This window comes from Pseudomonas sp. FG47 (assembly GCF_057809115.1).
The window spans coordinates 131,023-147,267 of record NZ_JBMDJI010000002.1 but is presented as its reverse complement, the minus strand read 5'-3'; the positions used below and the strand labels follow the sequence as shown (position 1 = coordinate 147,267).

The 16,245-nt window shown below is 64.8% G+C and carries 17 protein-coding genes and 1 pseudogene; 11 read left to right on the top strand and 7 right to left on the bottom strand.

Annotation, left to right across the window (positions count from 1 at the left end; all coding sequences use genetic code 11):
- Positions 1-92: 92 nt before the first annotated feature.
- Positions 93-1,595, top strand: a complete 1,503-nt coding sequence (nhaB, locus tag ACODS5_RS03435; protein ID WP_489107911.1) for a sodium/proton antiporter NhaB — start codon at positions 93-95, stop codon at positions 1,593-1,595.
- Between the two features lie 66 nt (positions 1,596-1,661).
- Here nhaB and ACODS5_RS03430 read toward each other — a convergent pair whose 3' ends face one another.
- Positions 1,662-2,039: a GFA family protein gene (locus ACODS5_RS03430; protein WP_134692239.1), complete on the bottom strand. Its 378-nt coding sequence runs from the start codon at positions 2,037-2,039 to the stop codon at positions 1,662-1,664.
- Between the two features lie 118 nt (positions 2,040-2,157).
- Here ACODS5_RS03430 and ACODS5_RS03425 point away from each other — a divergent pair, with 118 nt between their 5' ends.
- The 3 genes from ACODS5_RS03425 to ACODS5_RS03415 all read left to right on the top strand — a co-directional run bounded on the left by ACODS5_RS03425 (position 2,158) and on the right by ACODS5_RS03415 (position 4,100).
- Positions 2,158-2,781, top strand: coding sequence for a dihydrofolate reductase family protein (locus ACODS5_RS03425; protein ID WP_489107910.1), 624 nt, complete (start codon positions 2,158-2,160; stop codon positions 2,779-2,781).
- Between the two features lie 252 nt (positions 2,782-3,033).
- Complete coding sequence (locus ACODS5_RS03420) at positions 3,034-3,735, top strand: YoaK family protein (RefSeq protein ID WP_134692235.1); 702 nt, start codon at positions 3,034-3,036, stop codon at positions 3,733-3,735.
- Between the two features lie 113 nt (positions 3,736-3,848).
- Positions 3,849-4,100: a hypothetical protein gene (locus tag ACODS5_RS03415; RefSeq protein WP_489107909.1), complete on the top strand. Its 252-nt coding sequence runs from the start codon at positions 3,849-3,851 to the stop codon at positions 4,098-4,100.
- 48 nt (positions 4,101-4,148) lie between these two features.
- Here the strand turns inward: ACODS5_RS03415 and ACODS5_RS03410 are convergent, their stop codons facing one another.
- On the bottom strand, positions 4,149-5,042 hold the full coding sequence (locus ACODS5_RS03410; protein ID WP_489107908.1) for a LysR family transcriptional regulator: 894 nt from the start codon (positions 5,040-5,042) through the stop codon (positions 4,149-4,151).
- Between the two features lie 103 nt (positions 5,043-5,145).
- Between ACODS5_RS03410 and ACODS5_RS03405 the strand changes: the two genes are divergently transcribed.
- The 4 genes from ACODS5_RS03405 to ACODS5_RS03390 all read left to right on the top strand — a co-directional run bounded on the left by ACODS5_RS03405 (position 5,146) and on the right by ACODS5_RS03390 (position 8,052).
- A complete protein-coding gene (locus ACODS5_RS03405) occupies positions 5,146-6,504 on the top strand; it encodes an MFS transporter (protein WP_489107907.1) in 1,359 nt (452 codons plus the stop codon).
- Entirely contained in the window at positions 6,494-6,946 is a 453-nt protein-coding gene (locus tag ACODS5_RS03400; RefSeq protein ID WP_489107906.1) for a DUF4440 domain-containing protein, read from the top strand. The genes ACODS5_RS03405 and ACODS5_RS03400 overlap by 11 nt, the downstream gene beginning before the upstream one ends.
- 20 nt (positions 6,947-6,966) lie before the next feature.
- A complete protein-coding gene (locus ACODS5_RS03395; RefSeq protein WP_217848416.1) occupies positions 6,967-7,446 on the top strand; it encodes an isochorismatase family protein in 480 nt (159 codons plus the stop codon).
- Positions 7,447-7,734: 288 nt separating this feature from the next.
- Positions 7,735-8,052, top strand: a complete 318-nt coding sequence (locus tag ACODS5_RS03390; protein WP_489107905.1) for a hypothetical protein — start codon at positions 7,735-7,737, stop codon at positions 8,050-8,052.
- 59 nt (positions 8,053-8,111) lie between these two features.
- Here ACODS5_RS03390 and ACODS5_RS03385 read toward each other — a convergent pair whose 3' ends face one another.
- Both ACODS5_RS03385 and ACODS5_RS03380 read right to left on the bottom strand, forming a co-directional pair.
- A complete protein-coding gene (locus tag ACODS5_RS03385; RefSeq protein WP_489107904.1) occupies positions 8,112-10,304 on the bottom strand; it encodes an OsmC domain/YcaO domain-containing protein in 2,193 nt (730 codons plus the stop codon).
- 92 nt (positions 10,305-10,396) lie between these two features.
- Entirely contained in the window at positions 10,397-10,846 is a 450-nt protein-coding gene (locus tag ACODS5_RS03380) for a hypothetical protein (RefSeq protein WP_134692220.1), read from the bottom strand.
- A gap of 228 nt (positions 10,847-11,074) precedes the next feature.
- Between ACODS5_RS03380 and ACODS5_RS03375 the strand changes: the two genes are divergently transcribed.
- Both ACODS5_RS03375 and ACODS5_RS03370 read left to right on the top strand, forming a co-directional pair.
- On the top strand, positions 11,075-12,367 hold the full coding sequence (locus ACODS5_RS03375) for an MFS transporter (RefSeq protein WP_134692218.1): 1,293 nt from the start codon (positions 11,075-11,077) through the stop codon (positions 12,365-12,367).
- A gap of 9 nt (positions 12,368-12,376) precedes the next feature.
- On the top strand, positions 12,377-13,150 hold the full coding sequence (locus tag ACODS5_RS03370; protein WP_134692216.1) for a substrate-binding domain-containing protein: 774 nt from the start codon (positions 12,377-12,379) through the stop codon (positions 13,148-13,150).
- Here ACODS5_RS03370 and ACODS5_RS03365 read toward each other — a convergent pair.
- Together ACODS5_RS03365 and ACODS5_RS03360 are read right to left on the bottom strand one after the other, a co-directional pair.
- A complete protein-coding gene (locus ACODS5_RS03365) occupies positions 13,136-14,044 on the bottom strand; it encodes a LysR family transcriptional regulator (protein WP_134692214.1) in 909 nt (302 codons plus the stop codon). The two genes, ACODS5_RS03370 and ACODS5_RS03365, sit on opposite strands and share 15 nt — an antisense overlap.
- A gap of 128 nt (positions 14,045-14,172) precedes the next feature.
- Positions 14,173-14,367, bottom strand: a complete 195-nt coding sequence (locus tag ACODS5_RS03360) for a DUF1289 domain-containing protein (protein WP_134692212.1) — start codon at positions 14,365-14,367, stop codon at positions 14,173-14,175.
- Positions 14,368-14,659: 292 nt separating this feature from the next.
- Between ACODS5_RS03360 and ACODS5_RS03355 the strand changes: the two are divergent.
- Positions 14,660-14,851 (top strand): annotated as a pseudogene (locus ACODS5_RS03355) (peptidase S8 and S53 subtilisin kexin sedolisin); the annotation flags it as partial.
- A gap of 5 nt (positions 14,852-14,856) precedes the next feature.
- On the opposite strand, the gene ACODS5_RS03350 reads toward ACODS5_RS03355, so the two are convergent.
- Entirely contained in the window at positions 14,857-16,179 is a 1,323-nt protein-coding gene (locus ACODS5_RS03350) for an alpha/beta fold hydrolase (RefSeq protein WP_489107903.1), read from the bottom strand.
- Between the last annotated feature and the right edge of the window lie 66 nt (positions 16,180-16,245).

Sequence of the window (16,245 nt, the reverse complement as noted above, 5' to 3'; positions counted from 1 at the left end):
GGTGCATGTGCCAAAAGCCGGACTGGACAACTTGCACCCTGACGCACGATCCGGCACCGTGCGGCACTGCTGAATCAAAAGGATACAAATTCATGTCCCGTTCCCTGACCGGTGCCCTCGCCCACAGCTTCCTGGGCCAGTCGCCGCGTTGGTACAAGGCCGTCATCTGCCTGTTCCTGCTCCTCAACCCGTTGCTCTTGGCGACCCTCGGCCCAGTGGTCACCGGCTGGGTGCTGGTGATCCAGTTCATCTTCACCCTGGGCATGGCGCTCAAGTGCTACCCCTTGATGCCCGGCGGCTTGCTACTGGTCGAGGCGCTGGCGCTGCGCATGACCACGCCCGAGGCCCTGTACGAAGAATTGCAGCACAACTTCCCGGTCATCCTGCTGCTGATGTTCATGGTCGCCGGCATCCACTTCATGAAGGAGCTGCTGCTGTACCTGTTCTCGCGGATTCTGCTCGGTGTGCGTTCCAAGGCCCTGCTGAGCCTGCTGTTCTGCGTGCTCTCGGCGTTTCTCTCGGCGTTCCTCGACGCCCTGACCGTAACCGCGGTGATCATCAGCGCGGCAGTAGGTTTCTATGCCGTGTACCACCGCGTCGCCTCCGGCGGCAATCCACGCGAAGACAGTGCGCTGGACAGCGACCAGCACATCCCACAGTTGCACCGTGAGGACCTCGAGCAGTTCCGCGCCTTCCTGCGCAGCCTGCTGATGCACGGCGCGGTGGGTACCGCACTGGGCGGCGTCTGTACCTTGGTGGGCGAGCCACAGAACCTGCTGATCGGCCATGAGATGGGCTGGCATTTCGCCGAGTTCTTCCACCAGGTGGCCCCAGTGTCGATGCCGGTCCTGGCCGCAGGCCTGGTCACCTGTGTGGTGCTGGAAAAGCTGCGCCTGTTCGGCTACGGCACGCTGATGCCCGAACCGGTGCGCCAGGTGCTGGCCGCCTACGCCGCCGAGGACGATGCCGCGCGCACCCAGGCCCAACGCGTGGCCCTGGTGGTGCAGGGATTGGCCGCGCTGATCCTGATCGTCTGCCTGGGCCTGCATATCGCCGAGGTCGGGCTGATCGGCCTGCTGGTGATAGTGCTGATCACAGCCTTCACCGGCATCACCGACGAACACCGCCTGGGACGTGCGTTCCAGGACGCCATGCCGTTCACCGCGTTGCTGGTGGTGTTCTTCGCGGTGGTCGCGGTGATCCACCAGCAGCAGCTGTTCAGCCCACTGATTGCCTGGGTGCTGGCACTACCCAGCGAGCAACAGCCGGGCATGCTGTACCTGGCCAACGGCCTGCTGTCGGCGATCAGCGACAACGTGTTCGTCGCCACCATCTACATCACTGAGGTCAAGCAGGCGTTCCTCAATGGCGCCATGAGCCGCGAGCACTTCGAGACCCTGGCAGTGGCGATCAATACCGGCACCAACCTGCCGAGCGTGGCCACGCCCAATGGCCAGGCGGCGTTCCTGTTCCTGCTGACCTCGGCGATCGCGCCGTTGATTCGCCTGTCGTATGGCCGCATGGTGTGGATGGCGTTGCCCTATACCGTGGTCATGGGTGGCCTGGGTTGGTGGGCAGTGACTTACTGGCTGTAGCGCTCGCCCTAGGTCTGCCAACACCGGCATTCACCCTGTCGCCTGGTTCGCCAGCAAGGCAGGCGCCTACGGGGCCAGCCGGTCCCGCTCGAACCGCGCCATGCCGACGAATGCCGGTAACCAGGCCTCCCGCCGAACCACCCAGAGCTCGTAGGTTGGCCTGAAACGGTTCGGCTCATCCAGCGCGCCAAGGTGCACCTCCACTTCACCGTCACTGCGGGCGAACACCGACGACCCGCAACGCGGGCAAAAATGCCTGCCCGCATAGGCCGTCGCCTCGCCGGTGACCTGCACGGCATCCGCGGCGAACATCGCTGAAGCGCCGAACAACGCACCGTGGTGCTTGCGACAATCCAGGCAGTGGCACAGCCCTACACGCCGTGGTTCGCCGCGTGCTTCTATGCGCAATTGGCCGCACAGGCAGCCTCCTGTCACTTTGTCCATCGTCCACCTCCTCCGTCGATCGCTGCAACGGTTGAACCCGCGCTATCGTTCAAGGTTCCTGTCGATTGCTGCCAGCGCCATTCGACTACCCAGCACATCCACTCCAGGAGCACGCGCCATGCGCACACTCACCGTTGCCGCCTTCGTCACCCTGGACGGCATCATGCAGGCCCCCGGTGGCCCGCAGGAAGACACCAGCGGCGGCTTCGCCCACGGCGGCTGGCTGCCACCTTATGCCGACGAGGTCTTCGGCCAAGCCATGCAGGCCTTGTTCAGCCAGCCTTTCGCCCTGCTATTGGGGCGGCGTACCTACGACATCTTTGCTGGCTACTGGCCACGGGTCGGGGCCAACTCGGACAACCGGCCAATGGCCGACCTGTTCAATAGCGTGGACAAACATGTCGCCACTCACCATCCCGAATCGCTGGATTGGCAGAACAGCCATGCCCTCGGCATGGACGTGCCTACGGCGGTGCGCTCGCTCAAGCAACAGCCAGGCCCGGCCTTGCTGACCCAGGGCAGTGGCGAATTGGTGCGTCAATTGCTGGCCGCCGGGCTGGTGGACGAACTACGCTTGCTGGTCCACCCGTTGCTGCTCGGGCACGGCAAGCGCCTGTTCGGCGATGACGCCCAACCGGCGGCGTTTACCCTGGTGGAGTCGGTCGCCTCGCCCAGCGGCGTGTTGATCGCCCGCTACCAACGCAGCGGCGCGGTACGCACCGGCACGTTCGAAGCGGCCTAGGGTGGTGTTAGCGCCAATACAGCACGCACGGCATGCGGGGCTTGGCCTGGGGATTGAATAGCCTCAAGCGATTGCGCAGCGCCCACCTTGAACGCCGCTGCGTTCTACCGCCATTGCGGCTATGTCGGTGACACAGGCTCGGTGTATCACTCGCCCTTCGGGCTCGAATTGCCGTGCGTGGTCATGCGCAAGGTCATGGGCCAGGCCTGGCCAGGGGTATAACATCGGGATCCCAGCCACGGAGATCCACTCATGCTGCCAACCGCCCCAACCCTGCACAGCGCCCGACGCACCCGGTTGCAAGTCTTGCGCGGCCGGGTCGGCCTGGGCCTGGTGGCGGGCTTGTCGGTACTCGCCGGCATGACCGACGCCATCGGCCTGCTGGCGCTGGGTGATTTCGTCTCATTCATGAGTGGCAACACCACGCGCCTGGCGGTGGCGATCAGCCAGGCCGACCTGGCGCTGATGGCCCGCCTGGCCCTGGCGATCCTCAGTTTCGTGCTCGGCAATGCCTTGGGCGTACTGCTGGCCCGGCGCTTTCGCCGCCGCGCCGCGCCGTTGCTGCTGGTGGTCGCCACCTTGTTGGCCGGTGCCGCGGCCTGGCCGTCGGGCCTATCGTTGCCGGCGCTGGTCGCGGCGACCCTGGCCATGGGCATGCTCAATGCCGTGGTCGAGCAGGTCAACGGCCTGCCCATCGGACTGACCTACGTCACCGGCGCGCTATCGCGCTTCGGCCGCGGCCTGGGGCGTTGGCTGCTGGGCGAGCGGCGACATGGCTGGCGGGTCCAGCTGGTACCTTGGACCGGAATGCTGCTGGGCGCCGCGCTAGGCGCGTGGCTGCAGCAACGGCTGGGCTTGCTGGCGCTGTCGGCCAGTAGCGCCGTGGCCTGCCTGCTGGCGTTGGTGACGCTGTTCATACCACGGGCCTGGCAATTGGGGTACATGCCGCGCTGAGGGCCGGGCTTGCAATTACCTCAATAGTCACTATCGAGAACAGCAATTTCCAATGACTCGACGCGGGCAATAACCTGGCTTCACCGACTCACCCCGCCCGCGGAAGCACCTCGATGAACTCCACCTACCGCCTGCTGCTCGCCACCCTGACCGCCGTCGGCATCGCCGTGCTCGGCGGTTGTGCCAACCACCCTGAACTGCGCCCCTACAGCGCCGAGGAAAGCCGTCAGCTGCAACTCGAGGCCCTGCAACGCCAGGGGCTGAGCCAAGAAGCATACGAACAGCGTCGCCTCGCCGTGCTGCGCGAAGGCCAGGGCCAAGCAGTCACGCAAGCCACTGTCAGCCCAGCCGCTACGCGCAGTTGAATCCGCCCGGCGTAGGCTTGGGCGCGACCACCTGCGCCACCCAGCCCCTCAAAGATGCTCACACAGAAAGTCGATGAACAACCTCGTCCGGTACGGCACATGGCTGCTGTTCGGATACACCACGCTTACCGGCTGTGCCGGCAGGCTGTAGTCCGGTAACACCCGCTGCAATGTGCCACAGCGCAGATCCTGCTCGACCAGCCAGGCGGGTAACACCGCCACTCCCAGCGACGCACAGGCCAATGCACGGATCGCATGGGATACATTGGACTGGTGCGCAGCCCGCCCACTGACACTTGCTGGCCCCGCTGCCGACTGCATGGTCCAGGTAGTCGGGTTCTGCAGGTTGCTATTGGCGATCCAGGGCACCTGTGCCAAGTCCGCGGGGCGCTCGACGGCATGCCGAGCCAGGAAAGCAGGCGTCGCCACCAACAGGATGTCGTACTCGGTCAGTTTGCGACTGCGCAAACTCGAATCGACCAAGGTGCCGAGACGCACCACCAGGTCCAACCGCTCGGCCACCAGGTCGCTCAACGCCGAATCGATGCTGTAGCTGATCGACAGCGCCGGGTAACGCGCCGCGAAGAGCGGAATCAGCGGCAAGACGAACCGCTCGCCGTACTCCCCGGTGGTACTGATGCGCAAGCTTCCCGACACACCATTATGGCGCTGCATGACGCTGTCGAAGGCCCCTTCGACATCACCGACGATCACCTTGAAGTCGTCATAGAAACCTTGCCCGATTTCGGTTGGCGCGATGGCCCGCGTGGTGCGCAGCAACAGGGTCACGCCCAGCACCTGCTCCAGCGCCTTGACGTGCTGGCTGGCCATGGCCTTGCTGATACCGAGAAAATCCGCCGCCTTGGTGAACGAGGCGAAGTCGACCACCGCCAGAAAGGTTTGCACCCGATTGAGCTGGGTGTGGAGGGCCGTGCGCAGCATTGTTCAGTTCCATCAAACAGAGTTTCAAGGGTAGCGACATCGACAGGGGCAGTCCACGCACCTAGGCTTTGCGCTGGAAAACAGCCCAGGACCGAGACTGCCAATGACTTACCGCTACCGTGTGGCCACGGTATTCCTGCTGGGCTTTTTCATCGACTGCATCAACATGTTCATGCCCGCTATCGCACTGCCGACGATTACTGGCCAGTTCGCCGTCGCCAGCGCCGCCAGCGCCTGGGTCGGCAACGCCTATATGCTCGGGCTGACCCTGGTGATCCCGCTGAGCACCTGGCTGTCGGCGCGCTGGGGGCCGCGCCGCGTCCTGGCGGCGTCGATGCTCGCATTCGCCTTGAGCGCCTGGGGTTGTGGCCAAGCCTCGAGCTTTGCGGCGCTGATCGCCTGGCGTCTGGCCCAGGGCATGGCCGGCGGTTTGCTGATCCCAGTGGGCCAGGCACTGACGTTCAACCTGTTCCAGGGGCCGCAGCGCGCCCGTGTCTCGACCCTGGTGATGGCCGTGGCCCTGCTCGCCCCGGCGCTGTCGCCCAGCATTGGGGGCCTGATCGTCGATCGCTACAGCTGGCCATGGGTCTTCCATGCCAACCTGCCCTTCGCCTTGCTGACCGCCGCGCTGGCCTGGGCCTGGATTGCCGAGGCACCGGGCAACAGGCAACCGCGCCCCGACTTCAAAGGCCTGTTGTTGGTCAGTGGTGCCCTCGCCTGCCTGTTATCGGGCATGTCGCTGTACGGTGCCGGCCACGGCTCCCTTGTGCTCCTGGCGAGCCTCGCCGCAGGGTTGGCGTGCGCCCTGCTGTATCGTGCCCACTACCGGCACGCCGGCCACGGCATCGTCGAACTGACACTGCTCGCCAGCGCCCGCCTGCGCGTCGCGATGCTGGTCTACCACGCCATCCCCGGGGTCTTCACCGGGGTCAACCTGTTGAACATCTTCTACCTGCAACAGGTGCTGCACTTGAGTGCCCAGGCTACCGGCCTGTACATGATCCTCTATGCGGCAGGCGCGTTCATCGCAATGCTGGCGGTCGGGCGCCTGTACAACCGCGTCGGCGCCCGCCGCCTGTTGTTGCTCGGCATGCTCGTGCACAGCCTGGGTATCGCCCTGCTGGCACGGGTCGACAGCGCAGCGCACAACCCCCTGTTGATCGCCGCCTACGGCCTGATGGGCTTGGGCGGAGGCATGGGGGCCAACGCCGCGCAAACCACTGCACTACTGGATTTCAACGGCGAACGCATGCAACAGGCCAGCGTGCTGTGGAACCTCAACCGGCAGATGGCCTTCAGCCTCGGCGCCACCTTGCTGCTGATGTTGTTCAACCTATGGCCTGAGGGCACCGACGCGCCCCAGGCCTATCACTTGACCTTCGCCCTGGCGGCATTGCTCGGGCTGGTTCCGATAATGCGCCTGCGCGCCCTGCCCCTGGAGCCCCCCTGCCATGCCCGATAACGCCATTGCCCGCGCCGAGCGCAGCATTCATCACGTCCATGAGCTGATCCACCTGATGTTCACCCGCCCGCCTGGGCAAACCCAGGCCGTGCTGGGCGGGCTGATGGCGGTGTTCGCCGAGGATTTCAGCATGGTCGGTACGGCGGGCAAGGTGCTGGAACGCCCGCAGGTCGAGCAATTGTTCAGGACCGCGGCCGGCACCCGGGCGGGGCTTGCGATCAGCGTCGACCAGGTGCGCGTGGTATGGCAGGCCGGCGCGCATGTGGCGGTGCGCTACCAGGAAACTCATCGCTGGAATGGGCAGCAGACCCAACGTTGGTCGCTGGCCATCGTCGAATGCACGGCCACCGGGGTGATCTGGCGCTGCCTGCATGAAACACCACAGGCCGAGCCCACGGCTGCCACGACAACCAAGCACGACGGTATACTCCCCGGCCCTTGAACCTGGCCCGGGAACCTGCCATGCACCAAGTCCTGCTCATCGTCGACGTGCAGTCCACCTTCAGCCCCTCCGAGAAGCTGGTCGATGGTATCCGCGTCCTCTCGGCCCACATCCCCACCCTCGCCTCGATCGAGCTGCATGACGAGCAGGTCACTCCGTTCCAGCGCCAGCTCGGCTGGCACCCGGCCCGTGAGGACGTGGCCCTGGTCGAGGCCGACAAGGTGTTCGTCAAGCACGGCTACGGCCAGAGCGCCGAGACCCTCGCCTACATCAAGGGCCTGGGTGTCGAGCGCGTGCTGGTGTGCGGGCTGCAGACCGAAACCTGCGTACTGGCCGCAGGCTTCGCCCTGTTCGACGCCGGCCTGTGCCCAACCCTGGTCACCGACCTGACCATGGGCTCGTCGCTGGACCGCTCCGGCCAGCTAGGCATCGACCTGTGGAAGCACCACTTCGGCAAGGTCACCACCGCCGCCGAGGTCCTGGCCGAGCTCAAGGGCTGACCCGGTAGATGCGCCAGGCGCAATGGCACAGAACAGATTGCCCCGAAACAAATGAAGAAGCGGCCTTGCGCCGCGCGGGCGGCGCTCGATCTCATAGGCGCTGCATGGTTTACGGCAGGCATCTGGCGGTACTCACGCAAGCAAAAACCCTCGCAGCCAAGGCCCCTGCAAGCGACGAGCCTGAAGACGATGCAGTTTTTTTCGCTTCATTGCCCCGCCCCCCCTTCCGTTGCGCGGCAAAACGCAGGAGAGTAACCGGGTATTCCCGCAAAGAAACGGAGATTCGCCTTGACTACCGATCGCCTGAGCCTGCTCCAGTTCGAGCACCTCAGCCTGAGACCCGCCGCCGCCAGCCAGTTCGCCCTCTCGTTGACGGCGCTCGAACAGCTGTCACTCCCCGAACGCTACGCCGTCCGCGCCGCCCACTACCTGGGCGACATGGCCGAAGCGGAAAACCGCCAGCAGTTGGCTGTGGCCAAGGAGCAAAGCATCGGCTTCAGCCAAGGCCTACTGACGGCCGCCGTCATCGAGAACACCCTGGCGAAAAAGCTGGACGAGGTCTTCGACGACGCCTTCACCCGCGCCCAGGCGCAGTTGCCGCAATAACGGTATTCGCACGAAGGGCCGCAAAAGCGGCCCCTCGTGGTTTACGCTGAAGCCTGCCGTTACAGCCCTGCCGCCTTCGCTCGCGCGGCATGCAGTTTCTTGTAGCTCTCTACCAGGCGCAGGTGGCGATCCAGCCCGTCGAGCTTCATGCTGGTCGGCGTCAGGCCGTGGAAGCGCACGCTGCCCTCCACCGAGCCGAGCACCGCGTCCATCCGCTCGTTGCCGAACATACGGCGGAAATTGACCTCGTAGTCGGCCATTTCCAGCTCATCGTCCAACACCACTTCCAGCACCACGTTCAGCGCCTGGTAGAACAGCCCGCGCTCGACGGTGTTGTCGTTGAACTGCAGGAACATCTCCACCAGCTCCTTGGCCTCGTCGAAGCGCTGCAACGCCAGGTGCACCAGCAGCTTCAGCTCGAGGATGGTCAATTGGCCCCACACCGTGTTGTCGTCGAATTCGACGCCGATCAGCGTGGTGATGGTGGTGTAGTCGTCCACCTCGGCGTTGTCCAGGCGCTTGAGCAGCAGCTTCAGCGAGCGGTTGTCGAGGCTGTGCAGGTTGAGAATGTCGGCACGGAACCCCAGGGCGCGGTTGGTGTTGTCCCAGATCAGGTCTTCGACCGGGTAGATCTCCGAATAGCCCGGCACCAGGATGCGGCAGGCGGTGGCACCGAGGTCGTCGTAGACCGCCATGTACACCTCCTTGCCCAGCGTCTCGAGGATGCCGAACAAGGTCTGGGCCTCCTGCGCGTTGGAGTCCTCGCCGTGGCCGGAGAAGTCCCACTCGACGAACTCGAAATCGGCCTTGGCGCTGAAGAAGCGCCACGACACCACGCCGCTGGAGTCGATGAAGTGCTCGACGAAGTTGTTCGGCTCGGTCAGCGCGTGGCTTTCGAAGGTTGGCTGCGGCAGGTCGTTCAGGCCCTCGAAGCTGCGGCCCTGGAGCAGCTCGGTGAGGCTGCGCTCCAGCGCCACCTCGAAGCTCGGATGGGCGCCGAACGAGGCGAACACGCCACCGGTGCGCGGGTTCATCAGGGTCACGCACATCACTGGGAACTCACCGCCCAGCGAGGCGTCCTTGACCAACACCGGGAAGCCCTGCTCCTCCAGCCCCTGGATGCCGGCGACAATGCCCGGATACTTGGCCAGCACCGCCTGCGGCACGTCAGGCAGGCACAGCTCGCCTTCGAGGATCTCGCGCTTGACCGCTCGCTCGAAGATTTCCGACAGGCACTGCACCTGGGCCTCGGGCAAGGTGTTGCCGGCGCTCATGCCGTTGCTCAGGTACAGGTTCTCGATCAGGTTGGACGGGAAGTACACCGTCTGGCCGTCGGACTGGCGCACGAATGGCAGCGAGCAGATACCCCGCTCCTTGTTGCCCGAGTTGGTGTCGTACAGGTGCGAGCCGCGCAGCTCACCGTCCGGGTTGAAGATTTCCAGGCAGTATTCGTCGAGGATCTCGGCCGGCAGCGCATCCTTGGGCCCAGGCTTGAACCACTGCTCGCTCGGGTAGTGCACGAACGGCGCATTGGCGATGTCCTCGCCCCAGAACTGGTCGTTGTAGAAGAAGTTGCAGTTCAGCCGCTCGATGAACTCACCCAGCGCCGAGGCCAGCGCCGCCTCCTTGGTGGCGCCCTTGCCGTTGGTGAAGCACATCGGCGACTGCGCGTCGCGCACATGCAATGACCACACGTTGGGCACGATGTTGCGCCACGAGGCGATCTCGATCTTCATCCCCAGGTTGGCCAGCAGCGCCGACATATTGGCGATGGTCTGCTCCAGCGGCAGGTCCTTGCCGGGGATATAGGTAGCGCTATCGGACACCGGCATCAGCAGCGCCTGGGCGTCGGCGTCGAGGTTGGCGACCTGCTCGATGACGAACTCAGGGCCGGTCTGCACCACTTTTTTCACCGTGCAGCGGTCGATGGAGCGCAGGATGCCCTGACGGTCCTTCTCGGAAATGTCCTCGGGCAGCTCGACCTGGATCTTGAAGATCTGGTTGTAGCGGTTCTCGGGGTCGACGATGTTGTTCTGCGACAGGCGGATATTGTCGGTGGGGATGTCACGGGTCTGGCAGTACAACTTGACGAAATACGCCGCGCACAGTGCCGACGAGGCCAGGAAGTAGTCGAACGGCCCCGGGGCCGAGCCGTCGCCCTTGTAGCGGATCGGCTGGTCGGCGATCACCGTGAAGTCGTCGAACTTGGCCTCCAGACGGAGGTTGTCGAGAAAATTGACCTTGATTTCCATGCGCGGGGTACCAGAAAGCGGGCGGGACGGATAAATGGCCGGCATTATCCGGGATTTTTAGCGGAAAGTGTTGCAGCCAGGCTGATAGCCGTTCAGTGAGGGGTTTCATGACGGCGGTGCCGGGCACCCAGCAGCAGCAGGGCAAATGCCACACTACCGATCAGCGGCCACCCCAATAGAATCAGTTCATGCTGCTCGAGCCTGGGCAACCAGCCCAGGAACACCAGGTTTGCCGCAGTGCCGCACGCCAGACCAAGCCAGGCAGAACGCGCCCACGCCGGTGCTTGGGTACTGCGCAGAAAATGCCGGTAAAGCCGACCTCCGGCCCTGAGGCCGAGCAAGCCCATGGCCACCACGACAACCGCGCCCAAACGGGCAAGGTGATACTCCCAAGGATCATCAAGCTTCTCGAAGGACATGGCCGGGATGATGATCATGGCCGCCAGGCAGGCGTACCCAGCCAGTAGCATGACGGGGAGCACCACCACCAGCCCCAGGGCCCAAAGCAGCATTTTTCTCAGTAGCGAAGGGGTGTCGTTCACTGCAACCGTCCTTGTCATCTGCAAATGGCCCGCGCCGCATCATTGCGGGCGCGGCGCAAACTATCATTGTCCAACGTCTACAAGCTATCGCGGTAGGCGCCTACAGTGCGATTGATCGCAAAAGTGCATCAGTCCATGCAAAAACAACGATTATCCTCAGCCGCACTTTCACCCAGAATCTCCAGTTACAAGCACTTACAAATAAGTTTAAAAACGCTGGAGAACCCCATGCAGCAGCCTGCGCCCTGTGGCCAGTCGAAGGCCGCCCAGGTCTTTCGAGTCACGTCCGGAAACTTCCTCGAACAGTTCGATTTCTTCCTGTTCGGCTTCTATGCCACTTATATTGCCGCCGCCTTCTTCCCTGCCAGCAACGAGTTCGCCGCGCTGATGATGACCTTCGCCGTATTCGGCGCAGGTTTCCTGATGCGACCGCTCGGCGCCGTGCTGCTGGGCGCCTATATCGACAATATCGGCCGGCGCAAGGGCCTGATCGTCACCCTGGGGATCATGGCCAGCGGCACCCTGCTGATCGTGCTGGTGCCCGGCTATGCCAGCATCGGCCTGTGGGCCCCCGCGCTGGTGCTGCTCGGGCGCTTGCTGCAAGGCTTTTCCGCCGGGGCCGAACTCGGTGGTGTGTCGGTGTACCTGGCCGAAATGGCCAGCCCCGGGCACAAGGGCTTCTACGCCAGCTGGCAGTCGGCCAGCCAGCAGGTGGCCATCGTCGTCGCCGCCGCCCTGGGCTTTGCCCTGAACCAATGGCTGGCGCCGGCACAGCTGGCGGACTGGGGCTGGCGCGTGCCGTTCGGCGTTGGCTGCATGATCATCCCGGTAATCTTCCTGCTGCGGCGCAACCTGGCCGAAACCGAGGAATTCGCCGCGCGCCAGCATCGCCCGGACATGCAGGCCGTGCTGCGCACCCTGCTGGACAACGCCGGCGTGGTGCTGCTGGGCATGCTGATGGTGGCTATGACCACCACCGCCTTCTACATGATCACCGTGTACGCGCCCACCTTCGGCAAGACCGTGCTGCAACTGAGCACCAGCGATGCGCTGATGGTGACCCTGCTGGTGGCGGTGTCGAACTTCATCTGGCTGCCCATCGGCGGCACCCTGAGCGACCGCTTCGGACGCAAGCCGCTGCTGCTGGCCATGTCGCTGCTGACCCTGCTGACGGCCTACCCGGCCCTGGAATTCCTGGCTCAGGCGCCGAGCTTCGGGCACATGCTCGAAGTGCTGCTGTGGTTCTCCTGCCTCTATGGGCTGTACAACGGCGCGATGATCCCGGCGCTGACCGAAATCATGCCGGTGCAGGTGCGGGTGGCGGGCTTCTCCCTGGCCTACAGCCTGGCCACCGCGTTGTTTGGTGGTTTCACCCCGGCGATCTCGACCTGGCTGATTCACCTCAGCGGCGACAAGGCCGCGCCAGCCTACTGGATGATGGTCGCCGCCTGCTGCGCGTTCGCCGCCACGCTGGTGCTGTACCGCCGCCTGGCCAGTCGCGCTGCGACCGTGCCGGCCTGAGGCGCGACGATGAAGCCATTGAAGATACTCCTGGCACTCGCCTTGGTCGTCAGCACGCCGGGGAGCCTCGCCCTGGCCGCCGACTTGACGGTGATGACCTCGGGCGGGTTTACCGCCGCCTACAACCGTCTCGGCCCGCAGTTCACCGCCGCCAGCGGCAACACCCTGACCACCGTGCTCGGCCCGTCCATGGGCAAGGCGCCGCAAGCGATCCCCAATCGCCTGCAACGCGGCGAACCCGCCGACGTGGTGATCATGGTCGGCTACGCCCTGGATGAGCTGATCCGCCAGGGCAAGGTCGCTGCCGACTCGCGGGTGGAGCTGGCCGATTCACGGATCGGCCTGGTGGTGCGGGCCGGCGAACCCAAGCCAGACATCAGCACCACGGCCGCCTTGAAGAAGACCTTGCTGGCCGCCCGCTCGGTGGCCTACTCGGACAGCGCCAGCGGGGTCTATGTCGAGCGGCAGCTGTTCGACAAGCTCGGCATCCAGGCGCAACTGGCCCCGCGCGGCACGATGATCGAGCGCATCCCCGTGGCCTCGGTGGTCGCCAAGGGCGATTACCAGGTGGGCTTGCAGCAGGTAGCCGAACTGCTGCCGGTGCCCGGTGTGACCTTCGCCGGCAAGCTGCCCGAAGACGTGCAGTCGGTGACCCGTTTCGCCGCTGGCATCCCGACCGCTGCGCAGCACCCCGCCGAGGCGCGGCAACTGCTCGACTACCTGGCCTCGCCCCAGGTGCAAGGTACCGTGCAGGCCACCGGCCTGGATTCAGTGCCCCGCTAAAGTGCCCGGCAACTGCCGGATCAAGCGCTCGAACTCGAGCGCCGCGGGCGTCAAGGTGCGCCCACGGCGCTTGAGCACGCCCATCTGCCGGGTCACCTGCGGCTCCACCAAGGCCACCTGGGCGAGGATCGGATGGGTGCCCACCGGCATGGCGATCGACGGCACGGCGGCGATCCCCAGCCCTGCCTCGATCAGGCCCAGCAGGGTGGTCACATGCTGCGCCTCGCAGATGCTTTGTTTCTCCAACGGCATGCCGGCCAGGGCGCGGTCCAGCACAAGGCGGTTGCCCGAGGCCTTGCCCAAGGTGATGTAGTCGTGGCTATAGGCCTCGGCCCAGGTGACCACCGCCTGCCGCGCCAGCGGGTGGTCCTGGCGGCAGGCGATGACATAGCGCTCCTCCAGCAAAGGGCTGAACTCGATCTCTGGCGCCAGGTTGCCGGTGAAACTGACGCCAAAATCCGCCTCGCCCGAGGCCACTGCGGCGCTGACCTCGTTGGCCGAGGCGTCGAGCAGGCTGATCCGCACCTTGGGGTACTGGCCATGAAACGCGCGGATCGCGTGGGGCATGAAGTAGTAGGCCGCAGATGGCACGCAAGCGATGGTCAAGGTGCCGGTGCGCAGCGCGCCACCGTCGCCGACGCTGAGCAAGGCCAGGTCGAGGTCATCGAGCAGGCGTTCGACCTGGGGCAGGAAGGCCCGGCCGACATTGGTCAGCGCGACCTTGCGCGTGGTGCGTTCGAGCAGCTTCACCCCCAGGGCGGTTTCGAGCTTGTCGATGCGTCGGCTCAGGGCCGACTGGGTGATGCGCACGCTTTCGGCGGCGCGGCGGAAGCTGCCTTGCTCGACGACGGCGCGGAAGGCCTTGAGGTCGTTCAGGTCGAAATTGATACTCACCCTGGGGCTCCACGGGTTTGATCGAAGGTGTGCATCAATGGTATTGGCAATTGGTTCGCCACAACAGATGCCACGCCTATCAGACCGAGCGCCGCCCTCACGGCGAACACCCTGCGCCCATCAGCCCGCTACCCTCCCCGCCGAGCATTCTTCTTCACCACCGCCTTCAACCGCACCGCTGCCCGCTGCACCGTGGCCATCTTCTCCGGGCGCTTCATTCCCCGCCACTTGCGAATCTCCTCGCGGGTACGCCCACAACTCACACACAGCTCGCTGTTGAGCTGGCAGAGGGAAACGCAGGGGTTGTCGATATCTTTGGCCATGGGCAGCTCCAGTCAGGGACACGCAGGATACTGCAATCGCGGTCACTTGGCCGCAGAACGGGCGCGCCAGCGCCCCTCACCCCCAAGCCACCCACCCTTCTGCCAACCCGGCTGAACGAAACCCTTGCCACGGCGGTCGCAACAGCAGTGCCACCGGCAAGAAAACCGCCCATGCCCTTACGTTGCGCAGCCCTCGCCGCCCTGATCTGCCTGCCCGGCTTCGCCGCCGCCGAAGCGCCACTGCGTGTTGAACATCTACAGCGCTGCGCCGACCTGCTGCAAAGCCGCACAGCTGCGCCGCAGCGCCATGAGCATCGGCGACAAGCACGATTTCGAAGCCATGGACGCCGAGGACTTGACCGCGCCGATCCTGCCCTCGGAGCGTGGTTACCAACTGCACGACAGCGCCGTGGGGCGTTCGGCGCGGCTGGACATGCGCCAGGCGCTGGACCTGGCGCTACAGAGCCGCGAGCGGGTGCGCTGAACCGGTCACTCCAGCTGTTGCCGCGTGCGCCGGGCCGTTTCGTAGTGATAGTCGAAACAGGCGGCGAACAGGAACCCGTTTTCCCCGCGACAGGCCTTGAGGTAGTCGCGCCCCTGGGTACGTTCATAGATGGCCTTGCCCACCGCCGTGGCCAGGAACGCGATCACCTGGTCGCCAAAGATATCGTTGTGGCTGCTGATGAACGACTTCGAGGTGTAGATGAAGTTGACCGGCTCGTTGCTGTAGCACGGCATGCGTTGCACCTGCGGCCCGCCATTGTTGCCATCGGGCGTGCAATAGCTGGTCAGCTGCCAGTCGCCGAACTTGGTGTCTTCCAGGGTCTTGGCCGCAGCGGTCGCCTGCGCCGGCTCGATATCGCGGATCCGCGCCGTGTGAAACAGGCTGTAGTTGCCGAGCGCCGTGGTGTCCAGCGCTTCCTCGCGCAGGACGAACGGCATGCCGCGGTAACGGCGCTGAAGATCCACCTGGCTCCAGCTCAGGTTGACCCCCAGCCATTGCCCCGGCGGGAAGAACCAATGGGTGGCGCTGTCGTTTTCCGAGCTGATCACGTACAGCAAGGGCTGGGCCTGCGCGCCGGAAACACCGACCTTCAGGCTGTTCTCCTTGAGCAGCAGCCCCTGGTCGGCCTCGATGGCCGGGTTGAGCATGATCACCGCGTCACCGAAGGCCCGTACCTTGTTGCCCAGCTGCTGGTTATGCAGGCGTTCGAGCAACTGGTCGTGCAAGGCGCTGAGGGTGATGGCACCGCCGAAGCTGTGACCGACGATCACCAGGTAGTTCCTGTCCTTGCGGTCGATCTGCTCCAGCTGGGTAAGCAGGTCGGTCACCCCGCCTCGGCCCACTTCCTCGGCTACCGCCTTGCGGTCCCAATAGGTCAGGTTCTCGCTGCCCAGGCCGTGCATCGACAGGCCGCGCCAACCGACGTAGATGCCGACCAGCTTGCGCTTGCCCAGCACACCGGACTGCGCCAGGTTGGCCAGCGCCTTGGTGAAGCTGACGACGTTGGCATCCTGCGGGGCGGCGTTGTGCTTCCAGCCGTGGATGAAGACCACCATGGCCAGGTCGCCTTCGGCGGAGTAACCCTTGAGGCGCTCGAGCAATTGCTGGGTGCGCTCAGGGAAGAAATCGTTGCCACGCTCGCTGTACTCGACGAAACCGATCTCGTAGCGCGGCTTGGTATGCAGTTCGTAATAGCTGTGGCTGCACGACACCAGCGTGTCACAGGTCACCACCTGATCGTCACGCAGGGGTTTGTTCAGGGCGCAGGCTGCCAACAGGCAGGCGCAAAGCATCAGCAGGATCTTCATGGTCGTATTCACCAGGTCAAGGTCACGCCGACGCGTGCTGCAGGTGCAGTCACGCGGCCAGAAGCA

Bases quoted from the DNA above. Each gene is read 5' to 3' on its own strand.
- nhaB (WP_489107911.1), top strand. From the start codon at position 93: ATGTCCCGTTCCCTGACCGGTGCCCTCGCCCACAGCTTCCTGGGCCAG.
- ACODS5_RS03430 (WP_134692239.1), bottom strand. From the start codon at position 2,039: ATGGACAAAGTGACAGGAGGCTGCCTGTGCGGCCAATTGCGCATAGAA.
- ACODS5_RS03425 (WP_489107910.1), top strand. From the start codon at position 2,158: ATGCGCACACTCACCGTTGCCGCCTTCGTCACCCTGGACGGCATCATG.
- ACODS5_RS03420 (WP_134692235.1), top strand. From the start codon at position 3,034: ATGCTGCCAACCGCCCCAACCCTGCACAGCGCCCGACGCACCCGGTTG.
- ACODS5_RS03415 (WP_489107909.1), top strand. From the start codon at position 3,849: ATGAACTCCACCTACCGCCTGCTGCTCGCCACCCTGACCGCCGTCGGC.
- ACODS5_RS03410 (WP_489107908.1), bottom strand. From the start codon at position 5,042: ATGCTGCGCACGGCCCTCCACACCCAGCTCAATCGGGTGCAAACCTTT.
- ACODS5_RS03405 (WP_489107907.1), top strand. From the start codon at position 5,146: ATGACTTACCGCTACCGTGTGGCCACGGTATTCCTGCTGGGCTTTTTC.
- ACODS5_RS03400 (WP_489107906.1), top strand. From the start codon at position 6,494: ATGCCCGATAACGCCATTGCCCGCGCCGAGCGCAGCATTCATCACGTC.
- ACODS5_RS03395 (WP_217848416.1), top strand. From the start codon at position 6,967: ATGCACCAAGTCCTGCTCATCGTCGACGTGCAGTCCACCTTCAGCCCC.
- ACODS5_RS03385 (WP_489107904.1), bottom strand. From the start codon at position 10,304: ATGGAAATCAAGGTCAATTTTCTCGACAACCTCCGTCTGGAGGCCAAG.
- ACODS5_RS03375 (WP_134692218.1), top strand. From the start codon at position 11,075: ATGCAGCAGCCTGCGCCCTGTGGCCAGTCGAAGGCCGCCCAGGTCTTT.
- ACODS5_RS03370 (WP_134692216.1), top strand. From the start codon at position 12,377: ATGAAGCCATTGAAGATACTCCTGGCACTCGCCTTGGTCGTCAGCACG.
- ACODS5_RS03360 (WP_134692212.1), bottom strand. From the start codon at position 14,367: ATGGCCAAAGATATCGACAACCCCTGCGTTTCCCTCTGCCAGCTCAAC.
- ACODS5_RS03350 (WP_489107903.1), bottom strand. From the start codon at position 16,179: ATGAAGATCCTGCTGATGCTTTGCGCCTGCCTGTTGGCAGCCTGCGCC.